Annotated in this window: 23 protein-coding genes; 20 read left to right on the forward strand and 3 right to left on the reverse strand. The window is 72.9% G+C overall.

Going from position 1 to position 18,429, the window contains the following annotated elements:
* Positions 1 to 20: 20 nt before the first annotated feature.
* The 8 genes from ACOJV9_RS03085 to ACOJV9_RS03120 all read left to right on the forward strand — a co-directional run bounded on the left by ACOJV9_RS03085 (position 21) and on the right by ACOJV9_RS03120 (position 6,682).
* Positions 21 to 1,544: an SDR family NAD(P)-dependent oxidoreductase gene (locus ACOJV9_RS03085; RefSeq protein ID WP_420183696.1), complete on the forward strand. Its 1,524-nt coding sequence runs from the start codon at positions 21 to 23 to the stop codon at positions 1,542 to 1,544.
* A gap of 19 nt (positions 1,545 to 1,563) precedes the next feature.
* Positions 1,564 to 2,547: an aminoglycoside phosphotransferase family protein gene (locus ACOJV9_RS03090; protein ID WP_420183697.1), complete on the forward strand. Its 984-nt coding sequence runs from the start codon at positions 1,564 to 1,566 to the stop codon at positions 2,545 to 2,547.
* 192 nt (positions 2,548 to 2,739) lie between these two features.
* On the forward strand, positions 2,740 to 3,330 hold the full coding sequence (gene rpsP, locus ACOJV9_RS03095) for a 30S ribosomal protein S16 (RefSeq protein ID WP_474544033.1): 591 nt from the start codon (positions 2,740 to 2,742) through the stop codon (positions 3,328 to 3,330).
* 2 nt (positions 3,331 to 3,332) lie between these two features.
* A complete protein-coding gene (locus ACOJV9_RS03100; protein WP_420183698.1) occupies positions 3,333 to 3,575 on the forward strand; it encodes an RNA-binding protein in 243 nt (80 codons plus the stop codon).
* 90 nt (positions 3,576 to 3,665) lie between these two features.
* A complete protein-coding gene (gene rimM / locus ACOJV9_RS03105) occupies positions 3,666 to 4,217 on the forward strand; it encodes a ribosome maturation factor RimM (protein ID WP_420183699.1) in 552 nt (183 codons plus the stop codon).
* A 12-nt stretch (positions 4,218 to 4,229) separates the two neighbouring features.
* Positions 4,230 to 5,447, forward strand: coding sequence for a tRNA (guanosine(37)-N1)-methyltransferase TrmD (gene trmD / locus ACOJV9_RS03110; RefSeq protein ID WP_420183700.1), 1,218 nt, complete (start codon positions 4,230 to 4,232; stop codon positions 5,445 to 5,447).
* Positions 5,444 to 6,046, forward strand: a complete 603-nt coding sequence (locus tag ACOJV9_RS03115; RefSeq protein ID WP_420183701.1) for a hypothetical protein — start codon at positions 5,444 to 5,446, stop codon at positions 6,044 to 6,046. Before trmD ends, ACOJV9_RS03115 begins: the two co-directional genes overlap by 4 nt.
* 51 nt (positions 6,047 to 6,097) lie before the next feature.
* On the forward strand, positions 6,098 to 6,682 hold the full coding sequence (locus ACOJV9_RS03120) for a hypothetical protein (RefSeq protein WP_420183702.1): 585 nt from the start codon (positions 6,098 to 6,100) through the stop codon (positions 6,680 to 6,682).
* 89 nt (positions 6,683 to 6,771) lie between these two features.
* Here the strand turns inward: ACOJV9_RS03120 and ACOJV9_RS03125 are convergent, their stop codons facing one another.
* A complete protein-coding gene (locus ACOJV9_RS03125) occupies positions 6,772 to 7,530 on the reverse strand; it encodes an ABC transporter permease (protein WP_420183703.1) in 759 nt (252 codons plus the stop codon).
* A 75-nt stretch (positions 7,531 to 7,605) separates the two neighbouring features.
* On the opposite strand from ACOJV9_RS03125, the gene ACOJV9_RS03130 reads away from it, so the two are divergent.
* From ACOJV9_RS03130 to ACOJV9_RS03185, 12 genes are all read left to right on the forward strand, one after another.
* The gene (locus tag ACOJV9_RS03130; RefSeq protein WP_420183704.1) at positions 7,606 to 8,028 is read left to right on the forward strand and encodes a hypothetical protein; all 423 of its coding nucleotides are present in this window, start codon (positions 7,606 to 7,608) and stop codon (positions 8,026 to 8,028) included.
* Positions 8,025 to 8,180, forward strand: coding sequence for a hypothetical protein (locus ACOJV9_RS03135; protein ID WP_420183705.1), 156 nt, complete (start codon positions 8,025 to 8,027; stop codon positions 8,178 to 8,180). The genes ACOJV9_RS03130 and ACOJV9_RS03135 overlap by 4 nt, the downstream gene beginning before the upstream one ends.
* Before the next feature lie 193 nt (positions 8,181 to 8,373).
* Positions 8,374 to 8,733 (forward strand): 50S ribosomal protein L19, encoded by a 360-nt coding sequence (gene rplS, locus ACOJV9_RS03140; protein WP_420183706.1) that lies wholly within the window; start codon positions 8,374 to 8,376, stop codon positions 8,731 to 8,733.
* Positions 8,734 to 8,786: 53 nt separating this feature from the next.
* Complete coding sequence (gene lepB / locus ACOJV9_RS03145; protein WP_420183707.1) at positions 8,787 to 9,467, forward strand: signal peptidase I; 681 nt, start codon at positions 8,787 to 8,789, stop codon at positions 9,465 to 9,467.
* 16 nt (positions 9,468 to 9,483) lie between these two features.
* The gene (lepB, locus tag ACOJV9_RS03150) at positions 9,484 to 10,341 is read left to right on the forward strand and encodes a signal peptidase I (RefSeq protein WP_420183708.1); all 858 of its coding nucleotides are present in this window, start codon (positions 9,484 to 9,486) and stop codon (positions 10,339 to 10,341) included.
* Positions 10,342 to 10,350: 9 nt separating this feature from the next.
* The gene (locus ACOJV9_RS03155) at positions 10,351 to 11,136 is read left to right on the forward strand and encodes a ribonuclease HII (RefSeq protein ID WP_420183709.1); all 786 of its coding nucleotides are present in this window, start codon (positions 10,351 to 10,353) and stop codon (positions 11,134 to 11,136) included.
* Positions 11,126 to 11,440, forward strand: a complete 315-nt coding sequence (locus ACOJV9_RS03160) for a DUF2469 domain-containing protein (RefSeq protein WP_035938735.1) — start codon at positions 11,126 to 11,128, stop codon at positions 11,438 to 11,440. Before ACOJV9_RS03155 ends, ACOJV9_RS03160 begins: the two co-directional genes overlap by 11 nt.
* Positions 11,441 to 11,548: 108 nt before the next feature.
* Positions 11,549 to 11,908: a YraN family protein gene (locus ACOJV9_RS03165; RefSeq protein ID WP_420183710.1), complete on the forward strand. Its 360-nt coding sequence runs from the start codon at positions 11,549 to 11,551 to the stop codon at positions 11,906 to 11,908.
* Entirely contained in the window at positions 11,905 to 13,449 is a 1,545-nt protein-coding gene (locus ACOJV9_RS03170; protein WP_420183711.1) for a YifB family Mg chelatase-like AAA ATPase, read from the forward strand. Before ACOJV9_RS03165 ends, ACOJV9_RS03170 begins: the two co-directional genes overlap by 4 nt.
* Positions 13,446 to 14,597, forward strand: coding sequence for a DNA-processing protein DprA (dprA, locus tag ACOJV9_RS03175; protein WP_420183712.1), 1,152 nt, complete (start codon positions 13,446 to 13,448; stop codon positions 14,595 to 14,597). Before ACOJV9_RS03170 ends, dprA begins: the two co-directional genes overlap by 4 nt.
* Positions 14,598 to 14,629: 32 nt before the next feature.
* A complete protein-coding gene (locus ACOJV9_RS03180; RefSeq protein WP_420183713.1) occupies positions 14,630 to 15,601 on the forward strand; it encodes a tyrosine recombinase XerC in 972 nt (323 codons plus the stop codon).
* Positions 15,594 to 16,556, forward strand: a complete 963-nt coding sequence (locus ACOJV9_RS03185; protein WP_420183714.1) for a DUF3152 domain-containing protein — start codon at positions 15,594 to 15,596, stop codon at positions 16,554 to 16,556. Before ACOJV9_RS03180 ends, ACOJV9_RS03185 begins: the two co-directional genes overlap by 8 nt.
* Before the next feature lie 18 nt (positions 16,557 to 16,574).
* On the opposite strand, the gene ACOJV9_RS03190 is transcribed toward ACOJV9_RS03185, so the two are convergent.
* Both ACOJV9_RS03190 and ACOJV9_RS03195 read right to left on the reverse strand, forming a co-directional pair.
* Positions 16,575 to 17,150 (reverse strand): murein hydrolase activator EnvC family protein, encoded by a 576-nt coding sequence (locus ACOJV9_RS03190; RefSeq protein WP_420183715.1) that lies wholly within the window; start codon positions 17,148 to 17,150, stop codon positions 16,575 to 16,577.
* A gap of 90 nt (positions 17,151 to 17,240) precedes the next feature.
* Positions 17,241 to 18,401 carry a pyridoxal phosphate-dependent aminotransferase gene (locus tag ACOJV9_RS03195; RefSeq protein WP_420183716.1) on the reverse strand — a complete coding sequence of 387 codons (1,161 nt, stop codon included), beginning with the start codon at positions 18,399 to 18,401 and terminating at the stop codon, positions 17,241 to 17,243.
* Between the last annotated feature and the right edge of the window lie 28 nt (positions 18,402 to 18,429).

An 18,429-nucleotide genomic window follows, 5' to 3' on the forward strand; every position in this document is an offset into this window, starting at 1 on the left:
CGGTGGGACACAATGCGCCTGTGGACATCTCGGCGCGCACCGAAGGGGTCGGCCCCGGCGTCGACCCGGACGACCTCGCGACCCTGCTACGGGTGCTCGACCAGCTGCCGACCCTCGACGCCGACCACCCGGACATCCAGACCGTGAAGCGCGCGACCGGCCGCATGTACAAGCAGGTCCGCAAGGCCCGTCGCCGCGAGGCCAGGCAGCCGCAGATCGACCACGACGAGGCGATCCTCGCCAAGACCGCCACCGGCTCACCGATGCGCATCGACGACGAGACCAGGGGCGTCCTCCTCGACGTGCCGCCGGCCGGGACGACCGTCGGCGAGCTGATCAACCCGCGCGGCTGCTACATCTGCAAGGCCGACTACACGCTCATCGACGCGTTCTACCACTGGCTCTGCCCGACCTGCGCCGCCAAGAGCCACCTCAAGCGGGAGCAGCGGACCGACCTCACCGGCAAGCGGGCCCTGCTCACCGGTGGCCGCGCCAAGATCGGCATGTACATCGCGCTCATGCTGCTGCGCGACGGCGCCCACCTGACGATCACCACCCGCTTCCCCCACGACGCGGCGAGGAGGTTTGCGGCACAGGACGACTCGCCCCAGTGGATCGACCGGCTCAAGATCGTCGGCATCGACCTGCGTGACCCGACCCAGGTCGTCGCGCTCGCCGACGAGGTCGCCGCCGCAGGGCCGCTCGACATCCTCATCAACAACGCGGCGCAGACCGTGCGTCGCTCGCCGGACTCCTACTCGCACCTCGTCGAGGGTGAGCAGGTGCCGCTCGAGAGCACGATCCGCTACCCGGAGCTCGTGACCTTCGACCGGATCAGCGACGCCCACCCGGCCAACCTGCTCGGCACCCTGACCGCCCACAAGGTCGCCCACCACGAGGGGGAGTCGGAGGAGGAGGCGGCCCGGGCGCTCGCCCAGCGCACCGCGGCGTCGATGACCGAGATGGCGCTCACCGCAGGCCATGCGAGCCTCGAGGCGCACCTCGCCGGGACCGCCGTCGACGCGGGTGGCCTGCTGCCGGACACCCAGCGCAACAACAGCTGGACCCAGGTCGTCGACGAGGTGGACCCGCTCGAGCTGCTGGAGGTGCAGCTCTGCAACTCCACCGCCCCCTTCATCCTCATCTCCCGGCTGCGCCCGTCGCTGCGGGCTGCGGTGGCAGCCGGTGCCCGCCGCGCCTACGTCGTCAACGTCTCGGCGATGGAGGGCCAGTTCTCCCGCCGCTACAAGGGACCTGGCCACCCCCACACCAACATGGCCAAGGCCGCGCTCAACATGCTGACCCGCACGAGCTCGGGCGAGATGTTCGAGACCGACCGCATCCTCATGACGGCGGTCGACACCGGCTGGATCACCGACGAGCGGCCGCACCACGAGAAGCTGCGCATCGCCGCCGAGGGCTGGCACGCGCCGCTCGACCTCGTCGACGGCGCCGCCCGCGTCTACGATCCCATCGTGCGGGGCGAGGCCGGCGAGGACCTCTACGGCGCGTTCGTCAAGGACTACGAACCCAGTCCCTGGTGACCGGGGGAGCGGGTATGCCGTGACGTCCCTGGGGAAGTGGGCTCGCGACACGTTCGGGCTGGGGAAGGGACCGGTGTCCGTGACGGTCGTGGCCAGAGGGGCCGACGGGCGCGTCTCGCTGCTCACCGTCGGTGAGGACCGGTACGCCCTCAAGCAGCCGTTCGGCGCCGTCGACGAGGAGGACGTCCGGCGCGAGGCCGCCCACCTGCTCCACTTCGCCCGGGCCGGCATCGAGGTGCCCGCGCAGGTGAGCGACGGGGAGGGTCGGTATGCCGTTCCCGTCCCCGCGGAGCTCGGCGGCGGCCAGGCGCGCGTCGCCCGGTGGGTCCATGGTCACGCCGTGGGGACGGAGACGGCAGGGCTGTCCGGACAGGTCGGGAGCCTCCTCGGCGCGCTGCACGCGGTCGCCCCGCACAGCGACGAGGTGGCGAGCCGCTGGTACACGACGATGCCGGCGGCGCCGGTGTGGCAGGACCTGCTCGCGAGGAGTGAGGGCCGTCCGTGGGCCCGGTCGCTGGCGGCACGCATGCCGGACCTGCTCCACCACGCCGACCGGGTGGGGCGCTCCGGTGCGCTCCGCGGGCCGGTCGTCGTGAGCCACCGGGACCTGCACCCCGACAACGTCCTCCAGGCGCCGGACGGCTCGCTGCGAGCCATCGACTGGGAGGACTCGGGCCCGACCGACGTGCACCGCGAGCTCGCCAAGGTCCTCGTCCAGTGGCACGTCGAGGGCGACCGGGTCGACGCGACGGGCGTGGCCGAGGCGGTCTCGACCTACCGGGTGGCGGGCGGGCAGGGCCGGGTCGAGACGCTCGACGACTTCACGATGGTGCTGTGCAGCGAGACGAACTTCCTCGCCGACCAGCTCCGGGCCGCGCTCGACCCCGACCTGGCGGAGGAGCACCGCGAGCCGGTGCTGGCCGAGGTCGAGCAGGCCCTCACCGCCTACGTCCCCACCCCGGACGCCCTGTTGCGCGTGCTGAGGGCCGCCTCGGGCAGGTGAGCGGACGGCATACGCGGGTGGAGGGTGCGTCGTTCCCGGTGCGGAGCACCCCCACGGGTCTGGCAGAATGGTCGGCTGTACACCTTCCGCCGGCACCGATGTCGGCCGGATGCCTACCCCGGGCATCGGTACCCCGCGTGAGTTCTCCCGCGGTCTGGCCGCTGCCCACAACAGGAAACGGAGACCACCAACGTGGCCGTCAAGATTCGTCTCAAGCGCATGGGCAAGATCCGCGCACCGTTCTACCGCGTCGTCGTCATGGACGCCCGCACCAAGCGCGATGGCCGGGCCATCGAGGAGATCGGCAAGTACCACCCCACCGAGGAGCCCTCGCTCATCGACATCGACGGCGAGCGCGCGCAGTACTGGCTCGCCCAGGGTGCGCAGCCGACCGAGGCCGTCGCCGCGCTGCTCAAGGTGACCGGTGACTGGCAGAAGTACAAGGGCGAGGCCGGCGCCGAGGGCACGCTCAAGGTCAAGGAGACCAAGACCAGCAAGAAGGACCTCTACGAGGCCGCTCTCGCCGCCGCCGGGAAGTCCGAGGGCGACGACGCCACGGGCGCCACCACCGCCAAGAAGAAGGCTGCCGCCAAGAAGGCCGAGGCCCCCAAGGCCGAGGACACGTCGGAGGACAAGGCCGACGAGGCCCCGAAGGCCGACGAGACCGCGCCGGACACCGACACGGACTCCAGCGGCGTCACCACGGAGAACCCCGTGGAGCCCGCCGAGGGCGCCGACACCGAGGCGTCCGAGCCCACCAAGGCTGACGAGGCAGGGGCCTGACCGTGCTCGAGGAGGCGCTGGAGCACCTCGTCACCGGCATCGTCGACCACAAGGACGAGGTTGCCGTGCAGCGCAAGGAGCTCCGTCGTGGCGAGATCATCGAGGTCCGGGTCCACCCCGAGGACCTCGGTCGGGTGATCGGCCGCTCCGGCCGCACCGCCAGCGCCCTGCGCACGGTGATGACCGCCCTCGCGGGTGGTCGCCCGGTCCGCATCGACATCGTCGACACCGACCGGGTGCGCTGACCGCCCACCGCGCCACGCAGCACACGACGAACGCGTCGCACCCCCGGGTGTGGCGCGTTCGTCGCGTCCGGGCCTGAGAGGATCTGACCCATGCCCCGCAGCACCGACTCCCTGCTCATCGCCCGCATCGGCAAGCCCCACGGGCTGAACGGCGAGGTGACCGTGCAGACGCACACCGACGACCCCGAGCGCCGCTTCGTCGCCGGGCGCGAGTTCGACACCGAGGCCCAGCCGGGCACCGGGGTCCCGCGCGTGCTCACCCTGTCCAGTGCCCGCAAGCACCGCGAGGTCTGGCTGCTCGGCTTCGCCGAGATCCCCGACCGCACCGGGGCCGAGTCGCTGCGCGGGACGCGCCTGTTCGTCGAGACCTCCGAGCTGGAGGCGGCGCAGGACCATGACGAGGAGGGCTGGTACGAGCACGACCTGGTGGGGCTGGTCGTCGTCGACCCGGCGGGCGCCGAGCTGGGCACGGTCACCGGGCTCGTCGTCGGCGCTGCCCAGGACCTCCTGGAGGTGCGGCTCACCGGTGGTCGCGACGCGCTGGTGCCGTTCGTCGAGGCGATCGTCACCGACGTCGACCTCGAGGCGGGGCGGGTCGTCGTCGACGCGCCCGCCGGGCTCTTCGACCTCGACGAGTCCTGAGCGACGTCCGACATGCGCCACCTGCGACTCGATGTCGTCTCGATCTTCCCCGAGTACCTCGCCCCCCTCGACCTGTCCCTTCTCGGCAAGGCCCGGCGCGACGGGCTGCTCGACCTGCACGTCCACGACCTGCGCGACTTCGCCCACGACCGGCACCGCACCGTGGACGACTCGCCCTACGGCGGTGGCGCCGGCATGGTCATGAAACCCGGCCCGTGGGCCGAGGCGCTGACGCACGTCGTCGCCGAGGGTGCCTCCGGGCCCGGTGCGGCGGGCGCCGTCCCGACGCTCATCGTGCCCGGGCCGGGCGGCGAGCCGTTCACCCAGCAGGTCGCCCGTGAGCTCGCCGAGGAGCCGTGGCTGGCCTTCGCGTGCGGTCGCTACGAGGGGATCGACGAACGCGTCTACGAGTGGGCCGGTGAACGCATGCCCGTGCGGGTCCTGTCGCTCGGTGACTACGTCCTCAACGGTGGCGAGGTCGCGGTGCTCGCCATCGTCGAGGCCGTCGCCCGCCTGCTGCCCGGCGTCATCGGCAACGCCGAGTCCCTCGTCGAGGAGTCGCACGAGGACGGCCTGCTCGAGTACCCCGTCTACACCAAGCCCGCCGAGTGGGACGGCCGGCCCGTGCCTGAGGTGCTGCTCGGGGGGAACCACCGCGCGATCGCGACCTGGCGCCACGAGCAGCGGGTCCAGCGCACCGCCGCCCGACGTCCCGACCTGCTGCCGCCGGCCGCCGCGACCGCCGGGCTGCGCGAGCTGGAGGAGCGCGTCGCCACCCCTGCCGACGCCCCCGACCTCCAGGTCCTCACCCGCGCCTGCTGGCTGCCGGAGATCGCCCGCTACGGGATGTTCGACGTAGGGGAGGAGGACCTCGACGAGGTGCGCGACGGCATCCGGGACTGGGACACCCGCGTCTGGCGCAAGGACGGCCGGCTCGTCGCGTCGGTCCGCGTGCGACCGCACCCTCGGGAGGACCGCACCTGGCAGATCGGCCGCCTCATGGTCGCGCCGTACCTCCAGGGTCGTGGCCTGGGCCGGGAGCTGCTCGAGTATGCCGAGTCGTTGGCTCCCGAGGACGTGCGCACCTTCTGGCTCAACACCGGTGCCAAGAGCACCGAGAACCTGCGCATGTACCGCAAGGCCGGCTACCGGGTGCGTCCCGGCGAGGGGGAGTTCCCCGGCACGGTCGACCTGTCCAAGCGACGGCCCGACGGCATGATGTCGACATGAGCGTCCCCGGGAGCCCGCAGCCGACCCGCCTCGAGCTGCCGGACCTGCGGGAGGCCCACGCGGCGGTCGTCCGGCGGTTGCGCTGGGGCCGGCTGGCGGCGGTCGGGACGATGGTCACCGTCGCACTGTTCCTGGGCTTTCTGGCCACGGCGACCCAGGCGGGGCCACGGGGGCTCGTCGCCGGGCTGGTCGTCGTCCTGTGCGTCCTGGCCCTCTTCGGAGGTCTCGTCGCGTTCTCGTCACGCAGGGAGCGGCAGCACCCCGGGCCGGCAGGCCCGGGCCCGTCGAGCTTCGGCCAGGTCGCCACCACGGCGCCGGGACCCGAGGTGTGGGCCGCCGTCCATGCGGCCCTCGCGCGGCAGGGGTTCGGGCCGACGCGCACCACCGACCCCAACACCGTCGTCGCCACGCGCTCGCTCTCGATGGCCAGCTGGGGCGAGACCATCACCGTGCGCGTCGAAGGCACCCGGGACGGCAGGGGGCTGGTCACCGCGTGGTCGAGGCCGGCATACCCGCTGCAGTGGCTCGACTACGGCGCCAACCGCCGCTACGCCAACGCCGTCCTCACGGCGATCCCGGCGTCAGGTCCGGTCGCCTGAGCCGCGGTCGAAACGCCGGACACCGGCGGGTCCCGGCGCTACGTTCGCCTCATGACCGTCCAAGGGGCACCGCGCACGTCGGCACCGCCCCGTGTCGACCTGCACGTCGCGCGGGCGGACGTCGAGCGGCGGTGGCGACGGTGGAGCATCGTGTCCTTGCTGCCCATGTTCGTCGCGTCGGTCGCCATGGCTCCGGCCTATCTCGGCGACCCGTCGGGATACCCACTGAAGTGGGCGGTGTCCGCGCCGCTGACGGTGCTCGCCGTCGGCATCGCGGCACTGGCCTTCGATCGGCGCAGGAACCGTCAGGTCGGTGGCCCTGCGAGCCCCGGGCCGTCCAGCATCGGTGAGGTCGTGTCGTCGGCGCCGGGACAGGTCCTGTGGGCGTCCGTGTTCGAGGCGCTTGCCGCCACAGGGTGGACGCCGGTGCGGCTGCTCGACCCGCACACGCTCGACGCCACCCGGTGGGACCGTGGCGGCCGGTCGTGGGTCACCGTCCGCGTCGAGGGTGTGGGTGACGGCCGCGCCCTCGTCACCGTCTGGACGCACCCCGAGGTCAGCTGGTTCAGCGGCGGGTTCGACGACGGGCGCCACCGTCGCCACGCCAATGCCGTCCTGGCCGCCATCCCGCGGTGAGGACACCCCGGTTCGCGAACCGGACGCGTCCTCGCACGCCTGTTCGATCCGGCTCGGCAGTGCCGAAGCGGTTCGCGAACCGACCCGGGTCAGGGACGGAGGCGCTCCCGAAGGTCGTCCGGCAGCAGCCGGGCCCCGTTGATGAGCCGGCCGGCGACGACCGCGGTCGTCGTCTGCGCCGCCATGATCCCGAGCAGGACGAGCACCTGCGCCGCAGCCGCCTGGGCCGGGGAGCCGCCACCGAGCAGCACTCCGATGAACGCCCCCGGCAGCGTCACCACGCCCGCCGTCCGCACCTGGTCGAGACCGGGGATCAGCGCCTCGGGCAGCCGCCGGTGCACGATCTCGTCGATCGCCCCGGCGCGGGTGAGGCCCAGCGACAGCGCCGCGTCGTACTGGCCGGTCTCCTCGCGCAGCGCCGCGAACGCCCGGCGCCCCACGAGGGTGTGACCGTTCATCGTGTTGCCGAGGATGATGCCGACGACCGGGATCAGCGCGATCCCCTCGAGGGGGACCGTGCCGGTGAGGAGGACGATCGCGATGACCGGCAATAGGCCCGCGGCCATCGCGAGGGTGGTCCACGGCCACGCCCGCACGGCCTCGACCCGCCGGACCGTCGTCAGCACCGCCACCGCAAACATCCCGCACAGCAGCAGCACCGACAGCCAGAGGCTGCGCGCGACGGCGGTGATGACGAGCGCGGCCACACCGAGCTGGAGCACGGCGCGCGCCGACGCGACGATGGTGGAGCCGACGTCCGGGAGCCGCCCGACGGCATACATCGCCACGGTGAGTGCGAGGAGCGCGACGCACGCCAGGGTGACCGGCCAGCCGGGATCGATGCTCACCCGCGACACGCTATGCGTCCGGCGACCACGCGTTCCCGTCGGTGCCCGGTGCCAGACTGGGCGGCGGGAGGACACATGGACTGGTGGAGCGCGGTGCTGGCGTTCGCGGGGGCGGCACTGGGGTCGGGGCTGTCCTGGGTCGCGGCGCGCCGCGACGTCGCCCAGCGCGAGCGGGCGGCTCGCGCCGACGTGGGCCAGCGGGTCCAGCAGGCCAACCTCGAGGAGTGGGGCCGCCGCTTCACCGCGGCCCTGACGGGCGTGAGCAGCGAGAGCCCACGGCAGCGCGCGCTCTCGCGGGTGCTGCTCGTCGAGCTCGGGCAGAGCGACCTCGCCACCGAGCAGGAGAAGGCGCTCGTCCTCGCGGTGCTCGACGCCGGGGCACGGATGGACGGCGACGGCGAGGACGTCACCCGGTTCCGGGCCGGGATGCTGGTGGACGAGATCGTCTACGTCGAGGACACTGGAGACGACACCGACGTGCAGGAGGTCTCGCCGTGAAGGACAAGCACTACGTCAAGGTCACCCGTGACCAGGTCCAGTCCGCGCGCGCCCTCATCGACTTCTCCGGTGGTGAGGACAAGGTCGACCCGGTGATCGTCAAGATCGCGCGTGCCCAGCGACCCACACGACCGCAGCGGGCCGCGTCCTGACGCGGATTTCTCCGTATGCCGGTGCTCTGGCAGACTTGCTCCTTGCGTCCGTCGACACAACGCCCCCGCCACAGGGGGAGTGCAGAGCAGAGCTCCCCGCTCGCGCCGCGCATGAGGCACGACGCGCATCCTCCATTTCGAGCACCACACCGCGTGGGTGACCTGTGGCACCGCACGAGAGAGCGAAGCAGTCATGCAGCTTTTCGACGAGGTCGACAAGGCCTCCCTCCGGACCGACATCCCGGCCTTCCGCGCCGGTGACACGGTCAACGTCCACGTCAAGGTCGTCGAGGGCACGCGCTCGCGTGTCCAGATCTTCAAGGGCATCGTCATCCGTCGTCACGGTGGCGGCATCGGCGAGACCTTCACGGTCCGCAAGGTCTCCTTCGGCGTCGGCGTCGAGCGCACCTTCCCGCTCCACACGCCGGTCATCGACCACATCGAGCTCGTGACCCGCGGTGACGTCCGTCGCGCCAAGCTCTACTACCTGCGCGACCTGCGCGGCAAGGCTGCCAAGATCAAGGAGAAGCGCGAGACCTCCCCGGCCAGCTGACCGTCAAGGTCGGCGCGCTGCACGGTTCGCGCCCGGCGACTAGCATCGACCCGATGACGTCCCCGGCCACCCACGACACCGACCCGGTCCTCGCCACCACGGCGACGGCCGGGTCGAGTCGTGCCCACCCGGTGCCGGTTCTGCTGGTCGCGGGGATCGTGGCCGTCGTGCTCGTGCGCACGTTCCTCCTCCAGCCGTATGCCGTCGCCGGGGACTCGATGTCGCCCACCCTGCGCGAGGGCGAGCGGGTCCTCGTCACCAAGGTGGGGTCGGTGTCGGTCGGCGACGTGGTCGTCGCCGACGTCACCCGGGCCTGGCCGGGTCCGGACCGCTCCACCCACACCGATGACGGTCTGGTCGGTTCGACGCTCTCGTCCGCCTCGGCTGCGCTGGGGATCGACCTCGGCGAGAGGTCCGTCGTCGGCCGCGTCGTCGCCGTGGAGGGGGACGAGGTGGCCTGCTGCACGGGTGGACGGGTCACCGTCGACGCGAGCGCGGTGGGGCCGCGCCTGCCCGACTCCGCGTCGTCGTTCGCCGTCACGGTGCCCGCCGACCGGGTCTTCCTCCTCAGCGACTCCCCGAGCAGCCCCATGGACTCGCGCACCCACGTCGGTGCCGGGTCGAGCTCCTCCGACGGGACGGTCGCCGCCGACGCGGTGGTCGGCGCCGTCGTCACCCGCATCTGGCCTCTCGACCGGCTCGGCGCCCCCTCCTCCTCCACCTTCCAGTCCTGAGAGCGCAGACACCTTGATGACGAGCCACGAGGCCCGGTTCGACCCGGGCCAGTTCGACCCCGACGCGCCCCGGGAGGCTGCCGACGGGGCGCCGTCCGACGAGGGCGCGAACGGCTCGGAGGGGCCCGGCCGGGGTCGGGCGGCCGTCGGCGCCGCCGGGGCGGCGATCCGCGAGTTCGTCGTCGTGGTGGCGATGGCGCTCGCCCTGTCGTTCGTCGTCAAGACCTGGCTGATGCAGGCGTTCTACATCCCCTCCGGCTCGATGGAGGACACGCTGATCCTCAACGACCGCGTCGTCGTCAACAAGCTCGTCCCCGGGGTCGTCGACCTCCAGCGCGGTGACGTCGTGGTCTTCGAGGACCCGAACGACTGGCTGACGTCGGTGCCCGAGGTGAGCCAGGGGCCGGTCCGTGACGGCGTGGAGCGGGTGCTGTCGTTCGTCGGCCTTCTGCCCAACACCTCCGACAACCACCTCATCAAGCGGGTCATCGGGCTGCCGGGTGACACGATCGCGTGCTGCGACTCCGAGGGCCGGCTGACGGTCAACGGCGTCCCCGTCACCGAGCCCTACGTCAAGCCGGGCGACGTGCCGAGCTCGATCACCTTCGACATCACCGTGCCCGAGGGCAAGGTCTGGGTCATGGGCGACCACCGCAGCGACTCCGAGGACTCCCGCTTCCACGACCCGGACGGCACGGGTGCGCAGGGGTCGGTGCCCGTCGCCAACATCACCGGCCGGGCCGTCGCCATCGTCTGGCCCTTCGGCCGCGGTGGCTGGCTGTCGCGTCCGGACACGACCTTCGCGCAGGTTCCGGCCCCGGGCGCCACCCCCAGCACCGCGCCGGCAGAGCCCGTCCCCTCCGCCACTCCCTGACGTCCGGTCATGCCTGTCGCAGCACGGTCCCGCAAGCCCAGCCTGAGGGTCGAGCGCGCCCTCCAGCGCGACGGCTACCGGCTGCTCGCCGGGATGGACGAGGTCGGTCGGGGCGCCCTGGCGGGCCCGGTGAGCGTCGGCGTCGTCGTCATCGACGAGACCTGCCGGTCCGCCCCCCAGGGCGTGCGGGACTCCAAGCTGCTCCAGCCGCACGTGCGTGAGTCCATGGTGCCGAGGATCCGCCGCTGGGCGTTCGCGCACGCCGTGGGCCACGCCTCTCCGGCGGAGATCGACGAGATCGGGATCATCGCAGCACTGCGCCTGGCTGGTCGCCGGGCGCTGGCCGCGCTCGACGTCGTGCCGGACCTCGTCATCCTCGACGGCAACCACGACTGGCTCACGTCCCCCGACGAGGTGGGGCTGCTGGCGTTCACCGACGACGACGTCCACACCCCGCCCGTGACCACCATGATCAAGGCCGACCTCAGGTGCTCCTCGGTCGCGGCGGCCAGCGTGCTGGCCAAGGTCGAGCGAGACCGCATCATGGTGGGCCTGGCTGCGGACCACACGGCATACGCGTGGGACCTCAACAAGGGCTACGCCGCCCCGGAGCACATGGACGCCCTGCGGGAGCACGGTCCCTGCGAGCTCCACCGGCGGTCCTGGAGGCTGCCGGGGACGGAGGCGGAGGAGGGCGCGTGGACCGAGCCGGGCGTCGAGTCGCTCGTCGGACCTGACATGGTGGCCTTCACGGCCGCCCCACGGATGACGGAGTTGGACACGCATGAGCGCTGAGGACCTCGAGAAGTACGAGAGCGAGATGGAGCTCGCCCTCTACCGCGAGTACCGCGACGTCGTCGGGCTCTTCTCGCACGTCGTCGAGACCGAGCGCCGCTTCTACCTCTGCAACTCGGTGGACGTGAAGGTCCGCAGCGACGGAGGCGAGGTCTTCTTCGACGTGACCATGCAGGACTGCTGGGTCTGGGACATCTACCGTCCGGCCCGGTTCGCGAAGCAGGTCCGGGTCGTGACGTTCAAGGACGTCAACGTCGAGGAGCTGGCCAAGTCGGAGCTGCAGCTGCCCAAGGGTGACTTCTGACCCGCTGAGCACACCTCGCCGTCCACAGGGGAGCGGTCGCGATCGAGCCGTCCACAGCGACGGACCCGGCTGGTGGTGCTGCCGCCCCGCGCGTCCGAGGCTCTCGACATGGACGGACACCAGGCGCTGGGCCGCTACGGCGAGGACCTCGCGGCGCGATACCTGCGCGACCGCGGCATGACGATCGTCGAGCGCAACTGGCGCTGCGCCGAGGGCGAGATCGACCTCGTCGCGCTGGACGGCGACTGCCTCGTGATCTGCGAGGTCAAGACCCGCCGCGGCACGGGGACCGGTGACCCGCTCGAGGCGGTGACCTGGGAGAAGGCGCGGCGCCTGCGTCGTCTCGCCGCGGTGTACCTGCGGACCCGCACCGGAAGCGTCCCGGACGTGCGGATCGACGTCATCGGCGTCCTCGCCCCGCGTGGTCGACGACCGGTGCTCCGCCACGTCGTGGCGGTGGGCGCGTGAGCGCCAAGCTCGGGCGCACCCTGTGCGTCTCGCTGAGCGGCCTCGAGGGCCGGATCGTCGACGTGGAGGCGCACATCTCGGCCCAGCTGCCTCACTTCAGCATCACCGGGCTGCCCGACAAGGCGTGCGGCCAGGCGCCCGACCGGGTGCGCTCCGCCGCCGCGACGAGCGGCTTCCCGCTCCCACCGCAGCGCATCACGGTCAACCTCTCGCCGGCGTCCATCCCCAAGCAGGGCACCGGGTTCGACGTCGCCATCGCCCTCGCCGTCCTCGGTGCCGCCGGGGTGGTCGACCCGAGGCGCATCTCGCACGTGGTGCACCTCGGGGAGCTCGGGCTCGACGGGTCCGTGCGGGGGGTGCGCGGCATCCTGCCCGCGGTGCTCGCCGCGGCGCGCTCGGGAGTCCGGCACGTCGTCGTCCCACCGGACAACCTCGCCGAGGCGCAGCTCGTCGACGGGCTCACCGTGCACAGCGCGCCGGACCTCGCGACGCTCGTCCACTGGTATGCCGTCCGCGGGGGAGTCGACCCGCTGCCCGTCGCGCCGCCGGTGCGGGGTGGGTCCGACGGACCGCCGCGCCACGGTGACCTCGCCGACGTCATCGGCCAGCCGGAGGCCAGGCTGGCGGTCGAGCTGGCGGCGACGGGGGAGCACCACCTGCTGATGAACGGTCCGCCGGGCGTCGGCAAGACCATGCTCGCCGAGCGGCTCGTCACCATCCTGCCGCCGCTCTCCCGCGAGCAGGCGCTGCAGACCCACGCCATCCGGTCACTGACCGGCGACGAGATCCGGGCCAGCGAGCTCGACCTGACCCCGCCCTTCGTCGCCCCCCACCACAGCGCGTCGATGGCCTCCATCACCGGTGGTGGGTCGGGTGTCGTGCTGCCCGGGGCCATCTCGCGCGCCCACTGCGGCGTGCTCTTCCTCGACGAGGCGGGGGAGTTCAAGACCTCGGTCCTCCAGCAGCTGCGACAACCCCTCGAGTCCGGCGAGGTGACGATCGCCCGGGCCCGGCAGCTCGTCAGCCTGCCGGCGCGGTTCCAGCTCGTCCTGGCGACGAACCCGTGCCCCTGCGGACGGGCGTGGGGGAAGGGTGTCGACTGCTCGTGCAGTGCCGTCGAGCTGCGCAGCTACCAGGCCAAGCTCTCCGGGCCGCTCATCGACCGGGTGGACATCCAGGTCGTCGTCCCGCCGGTCTCCCGCGCGGCGTTCGGAGAGGACCATGGCGAGTCGAGCGCCACGGTCCTCGAGCGGGTGCTGGCTGCGCGCGGGGCCCAACGGCAGCGGTGGGGCCAGCACGGCTGGCCCACCAACGCCCGAGTGCCCGGGCACGTCCTGCGCCGTCGACCCTGGCGGCTGCCGGGTGCGGTGACGGCGTCGGTCGACCGGGCCCTGGACCTCGGACAGCTCACGCTGCGCGGCTACGACCGGACGCTTCGCCTCGCCTGGTCGTCGGCCGACCTGTTCGGACGGAGCGTGCCGACGTCCGAGGACGTCGGCCTCGCCTACACGATGCGCAGCCAGGGAAGGGCGGCCGCATGAGCCGGCGGTCGTTCTCCGAGGTTCCCGGCGGCGGGGCGCTCACGCAGGACCGGTGGGCCCGCTTGGCGTGGAGCCACGTCGTCGAGCCCGAGACCGTGTCGGCGCGTCAGTGGATCAGCGAGCACGGCGCTTCCGAGGCGCTCGAGCGGCTCCTGCGCGGCGACCTCGCCACGGACGGTCGTTACGACCAGCGCATCGCGAGCCTGGACGTGACGCAGGCCCGACGGGCCCTCGAACGCCTGCACGTGCGCATCGTCGTGCCGGACGACGACGAGTGGCCCGGGGGCCTCGACCAGCTCGACGACCCTCCGATCTGCCTCTACGTCAAGGGTTCCGCTGACCTCGGGGTGCTCGACGGGAGCATCGCCGTGGTGGGCTCGCGGGCGGCCACGGCCTACGGACTCCACGTCGCCGCGGACCTCGGCGAGGGCCTGGTCGGCCGGGGCGTCACCGTGGTCTCGGGTGCCGCCTTCGGCATCGACGCCGCCGCCCACCGTGGTGCCCTGGCCGGCGGCGGCCCCACCGTGGCCGTGCTCGCCCGGGGGCTGGACCGGGCCTACCCGCAGGCCCACGAGGGCCTGCTGCGGGCAGTGCAGGAGCAGGGTGCCGTCGTCAGCGAGCTGCCCCTCGGCTGGGCGCCCTACCGACAGCGGTTCATCGCGCGCAACCGGATCATCGCCGCCATGGGCGTGGGCACGGTCGTCGTCGAGGCGGGACTGCGGTCCGGCTCGCTCAACACCGCCCGGGTGGCGCGGGGGCTCAACCGCCACGTGGCCGCCGTCCCGGGTCCCGTCACGTCGGTGCAGTCCGCCGGCTGCCACCAGCTGCTGCGTGAGACCGATGCGACCCTGGTCACCGACACCGCCGAGGTGCTCGACCTGATGGGACGGCTGGGCGTCGATGCGGTCGGCCGGGTCCGAGCGCCCGAGACGGCGGACTCGGGTCTGGACCCCGTCGCCCGGACCGTGTGGTCCGCGGTCCCGGTGCGGGACGGGGCCGACCTGGGCCGCATGCAGCTGCTCACCGCCCTCGACTCGGCGACGCTGCTCGGGGTGCTCGGACAGCTGGCCGTGCAGGGACTGGTCCAGCGCGACGGTGACCGGTGGCGCAAGGTGCCGACGGTGAAGACCCGCCGCGCAGGTGGTTGATCCCGTGTCGACCGGATGAGACGGTGCGTGGTGTGAGTGCCACCCGGCAGGCCGTGATCGACGCCTACGAGCGTCATCTGCGTGCCGAGCGTGGGCGTTCACCTCACACCGTCCGGGCCTACCTGGGTGACCTGCGCGACTTCCTGACCCACCTCGACGGGGAGAGCGCCGACCGGCGCAAGGGCTCCGCAGGGGTGCCACCGGGGGTCACCGTGCCCCCGTCTCGCGAGGTCCCGTTCGGTGCCGTGGGGCTGGCCGACCTGCGGGGGTGGCTCGGGGTCCTCGCCGCTGCCGGCGCCGCCCGGTCGACGATCGCCCGACGGTCCGCCTCCCTGAGAACCTTCTTCGGGTGGGCCACCCGGCAGGGGCACGTGGACCCGGATCCGTCCCTGCGCCTGGTCGCCCCGAAGCGGCACCGGACCCTGCCCCCGGTGCTGGCCCGGGACGACGCCGCCGACCTGCTCGACGTCGCCGCGGTCGCTGCCGACGACGACGACCCCGTGCACCTGCGGGACCGGGCGATCCTCGAGCTGCTCTACGCGACGGGGGTCCGGGTCGGCGAGCTGACCGGCCTCGACGTCGACGACGTCGACTTCACGAGCGCTGTCCTTCGCGTCATCGGCAAGGGCGACAAGGAGCGGCGGGTGCCGTTCGGACGGCCTGCTGCCGTCGCCCTGACCGCGTGGCTGGAGCGAGGCCGTCCCCGACTGGCGGCGGAGGGAAGCGGCCCTGCGCTCTTCCTGGGTCGGCGCGGTCGGCGGGTCGACCCGCGCCAGGTGCGCAGCCTCGTGCACGAGATGCTCAGCCACCTGCCGGATGCGCCCGACGTCGGTCCCCACGGACTTCGCCACAGCGCCGCGACCCACCTGCTCGAGGGCGGCGCCGACCTGCGCATGGTCCAGGAGCTGTTGGGTCACTCGTCGCTGGCGACCACGCAGATCTACACCCATGTCTCGATCGAGCGGCTCGCCGCGTCCTACGCCCAGGCACACCCCCGTGCCTGAGGACACCGACGTGCCCGACTGGGTGAGCTCGTCGGCCTCGCCGGTCCGCGAGGACGAGGCCCCGGGCCCTCGGCGCTCCGAGATGCGCCGGACCGGCGGGCCGCAGCGGCTGAGCCGTCCTGCTGCCCGCAGTCCTCGCCGTCCCACCGGGCCGCCGCCAGAGCGCCGCCGCACCTCAGCCACCACGTTCGCCCGCCGGCGACTGGTCGCGGCGCTCGCCGTGGGCACTCTCCTCGCCCTCGTCCTGTGGGCCGTGTGGCCCGGCGCAGAGTCGACGTCCCCGGCGCGAGCCACCGCCGACATCGCGCCTGCCGCCCTGGCGCGTGTGGAGTCCGACCCGACGCCCGCGGCCGAGGAGGTCGACGAGAGCGCGACGGTGACTCCTGCCCCGGGCTCCACCGTGGTCCCGGCTTCGGGCACCGGTCGGGTGGATGCCGTCGCACTGCCCGCCGTCGCGGCTCCGACGGTCAACCCCCGGCGCACCGTCCGCGTCGGGTTCCAGGTGGAACGCGGAGCCGGCGTCGACGCCGCGGAGGCCGCCACGATCATCTCGGCCACCCTCGGCGACGCCCGCGGCTGGCAGGCCGTCGACAAGGTGCGCTTCCGGGTGGTCTCGCCGGAGGCGCTGGCCGCCGGCGACGTGGACATCACCATCGTCCTCGCCAGCCCGGCACTCACCGACCGGCTGTGTGCGCCCCTCAGGACCCGCGGCAAGGTCTCGTGCTTCAACCTCCGCAAGGTGGTGCTCAACGCGCGGCGGTGGACGGAGGGGGTGCCGGGATACGGCACGGACCTCGCGGCATACCGCCAGTACATGGTCAACCACGAGATCGGACACGGGCTCTACCACGGCCACGTCGAGTGCCCCCGTGCCGGCGCGATCGCCCCCCTCATGCTCCAGCAGTCCAAGGGACTGGACGGCTGCCGGCCCAACCCGTGGCCCTCCGCCGGCTGAGCCGCCCCCACACACCGATCAGCCGGACCGACCCAGCGGCAGCAGGATCACCGGCCCTCCACCGAGCAGAGGCCGTGGGTCGACGTAGGACCGGTCTCGCAGGGCTCCCAGGTGCAGGCACGCCCCGCCACAGTGCGACTGTCCCGACACCTCACCCAGCACGTCGCCGTCGGCGACGACCGCGCCCGTGCTCACGTGCGCGCGCACCGGTTCGTAGGTGCTGCGCAGGCCCGAGGCGTGGGTGACGCTCACCGTCCCCCGCCCCGCGATGACGCCGACGTGGCTCACCCTCCCGGAGTCGACGGCGAGGACGGACTGGCCCTGGCGGGCATGGAGGTCGATCCCGCGATGACCCGGACCGTAGGTCGACCGAGGGGGGAGGAAGGGTCGGAGCACCACGGGGCGCGGAGAGAGGGGCCACGACCACGAGCCTCGCCCGTCCCGGTCGACCCGCGATCCGGCGGCCCACGAGAGCGGCGGGGGATCCGACGCCGGGCGCGCGACCTCCGCCGGTGGTGCTGCCACGCCCGGCAGGAGGCTGCCGGTCGCACCCAGCGTGACGACGGCTCGGCGGATCGCTCCTCGCAGGTCCATCCCTCGATCGTGCGCGGCACGGTCATCCGTCGCCAGGGACGCGGCAGGATGTGGGGACGGCCGACGACTCCGGCGCCGCCTGTGGACAGGTCAGGCCCGCAGCGCCGACAGCCGGTCAGCGGCCTCGCGCAGCACCTCGTCCTGCTTGCAGAACGCGAACCGCACCAGCGTGCGCGCGGCGTCGTCGTCGTCGTGGAAGACCGAGACGGGCACCGCCGCGACACCTGCCCGGCCCGGCAGGTCACGGCAGAACTGCAGGGCGTCCGTGGCGCCCAGCGCCGCGACGTCGGCGACGACGAAGTACGTTCCGCCGGGCACCGCCACCGGCAGCCCGAGGTCGCGCAGCGCGCCGACCATCAGGTCACGCTTGCCCTGCATCGACCGGGTGAGACCGGCATACACCTCGTCTCCGAGACCCAGCCCGAGCGCGACCGCCGGCTGGAACGGTCCGGACCCGACGTAGGTGAGGAACTGCTTGACCGTCCGCACCGCCGAGACCGCCTCCGCCGGGCCGGTGACCCAGCCGACCTTCCAGCCGGTCAGCGAGAAGGTCTTGCCCGCCGACGAGATCGTCAGCGTCCGCTCCGCCATCCCGGGCAGCGTCGAGACCGGCACGTGCGCCAGCCCGTCGAAGACGAGGTGCTCGTAGACCTCGTCGGTGACCACCCAGGCGTCGTGCTCCTGCGCGAGCCGGCAGATGAGCTCGAGCTCGTCACGCGTGAAGACCTTGCCGGTCGGGTTGTGCGGCGTGTTGAGCAGCACCAGTTTCGTGCGCGACGAGAACGCCGCCCGCAGCGACTCCTCGTCCACCGCGAAGTCGGGGAAACGCAGGACCGACGTGCGGCGGACGGCACCGGCCAGCGCGATCGACGCGGCATACGAGTCGTAGTAGGGCTCGAAGGTCACCACCTCGTCACCCGGCTCGCACAGCGCGAGGACCGTCGCGGCGATCGCCTCCGTCGCACCCACGGTCACGAGGACCTCCCGGCGGGGGTCGAGGTCGATCCCGTAGAAGCGCCTCTGGTGGGCGGCGACGGCGTCGAGCAGCTCGGGAACCCCCGCGCCGGGCGGGTACTGGTTGCGGCCACCGTCGATCGCCGCCTTCGCCGCGTCGAGGATCTCCTGCGGTCCGTCGGTGTCGGGGAAGCCCTGCCCGAGGTTGAGGGCGCCGTGCTCGATCGCCAGGCCGGTCATCTCGGCGAAGATCGTCGACCCGAAGCCCTGCATCCGCTGCACCAGTGGGAACGCCATGGTCGCAGGCTACGCGCGGGGCTCCGGG

Origin of the sequence: Knoellia terrae (assembly GCF_048606435.1) — a bacterium.
Lineage (GTDB): Bacteria > Actinomycetota > Actinomycetes > Actinomycetales > Dermatophilaceae > Knoellia > Knoellia terrae.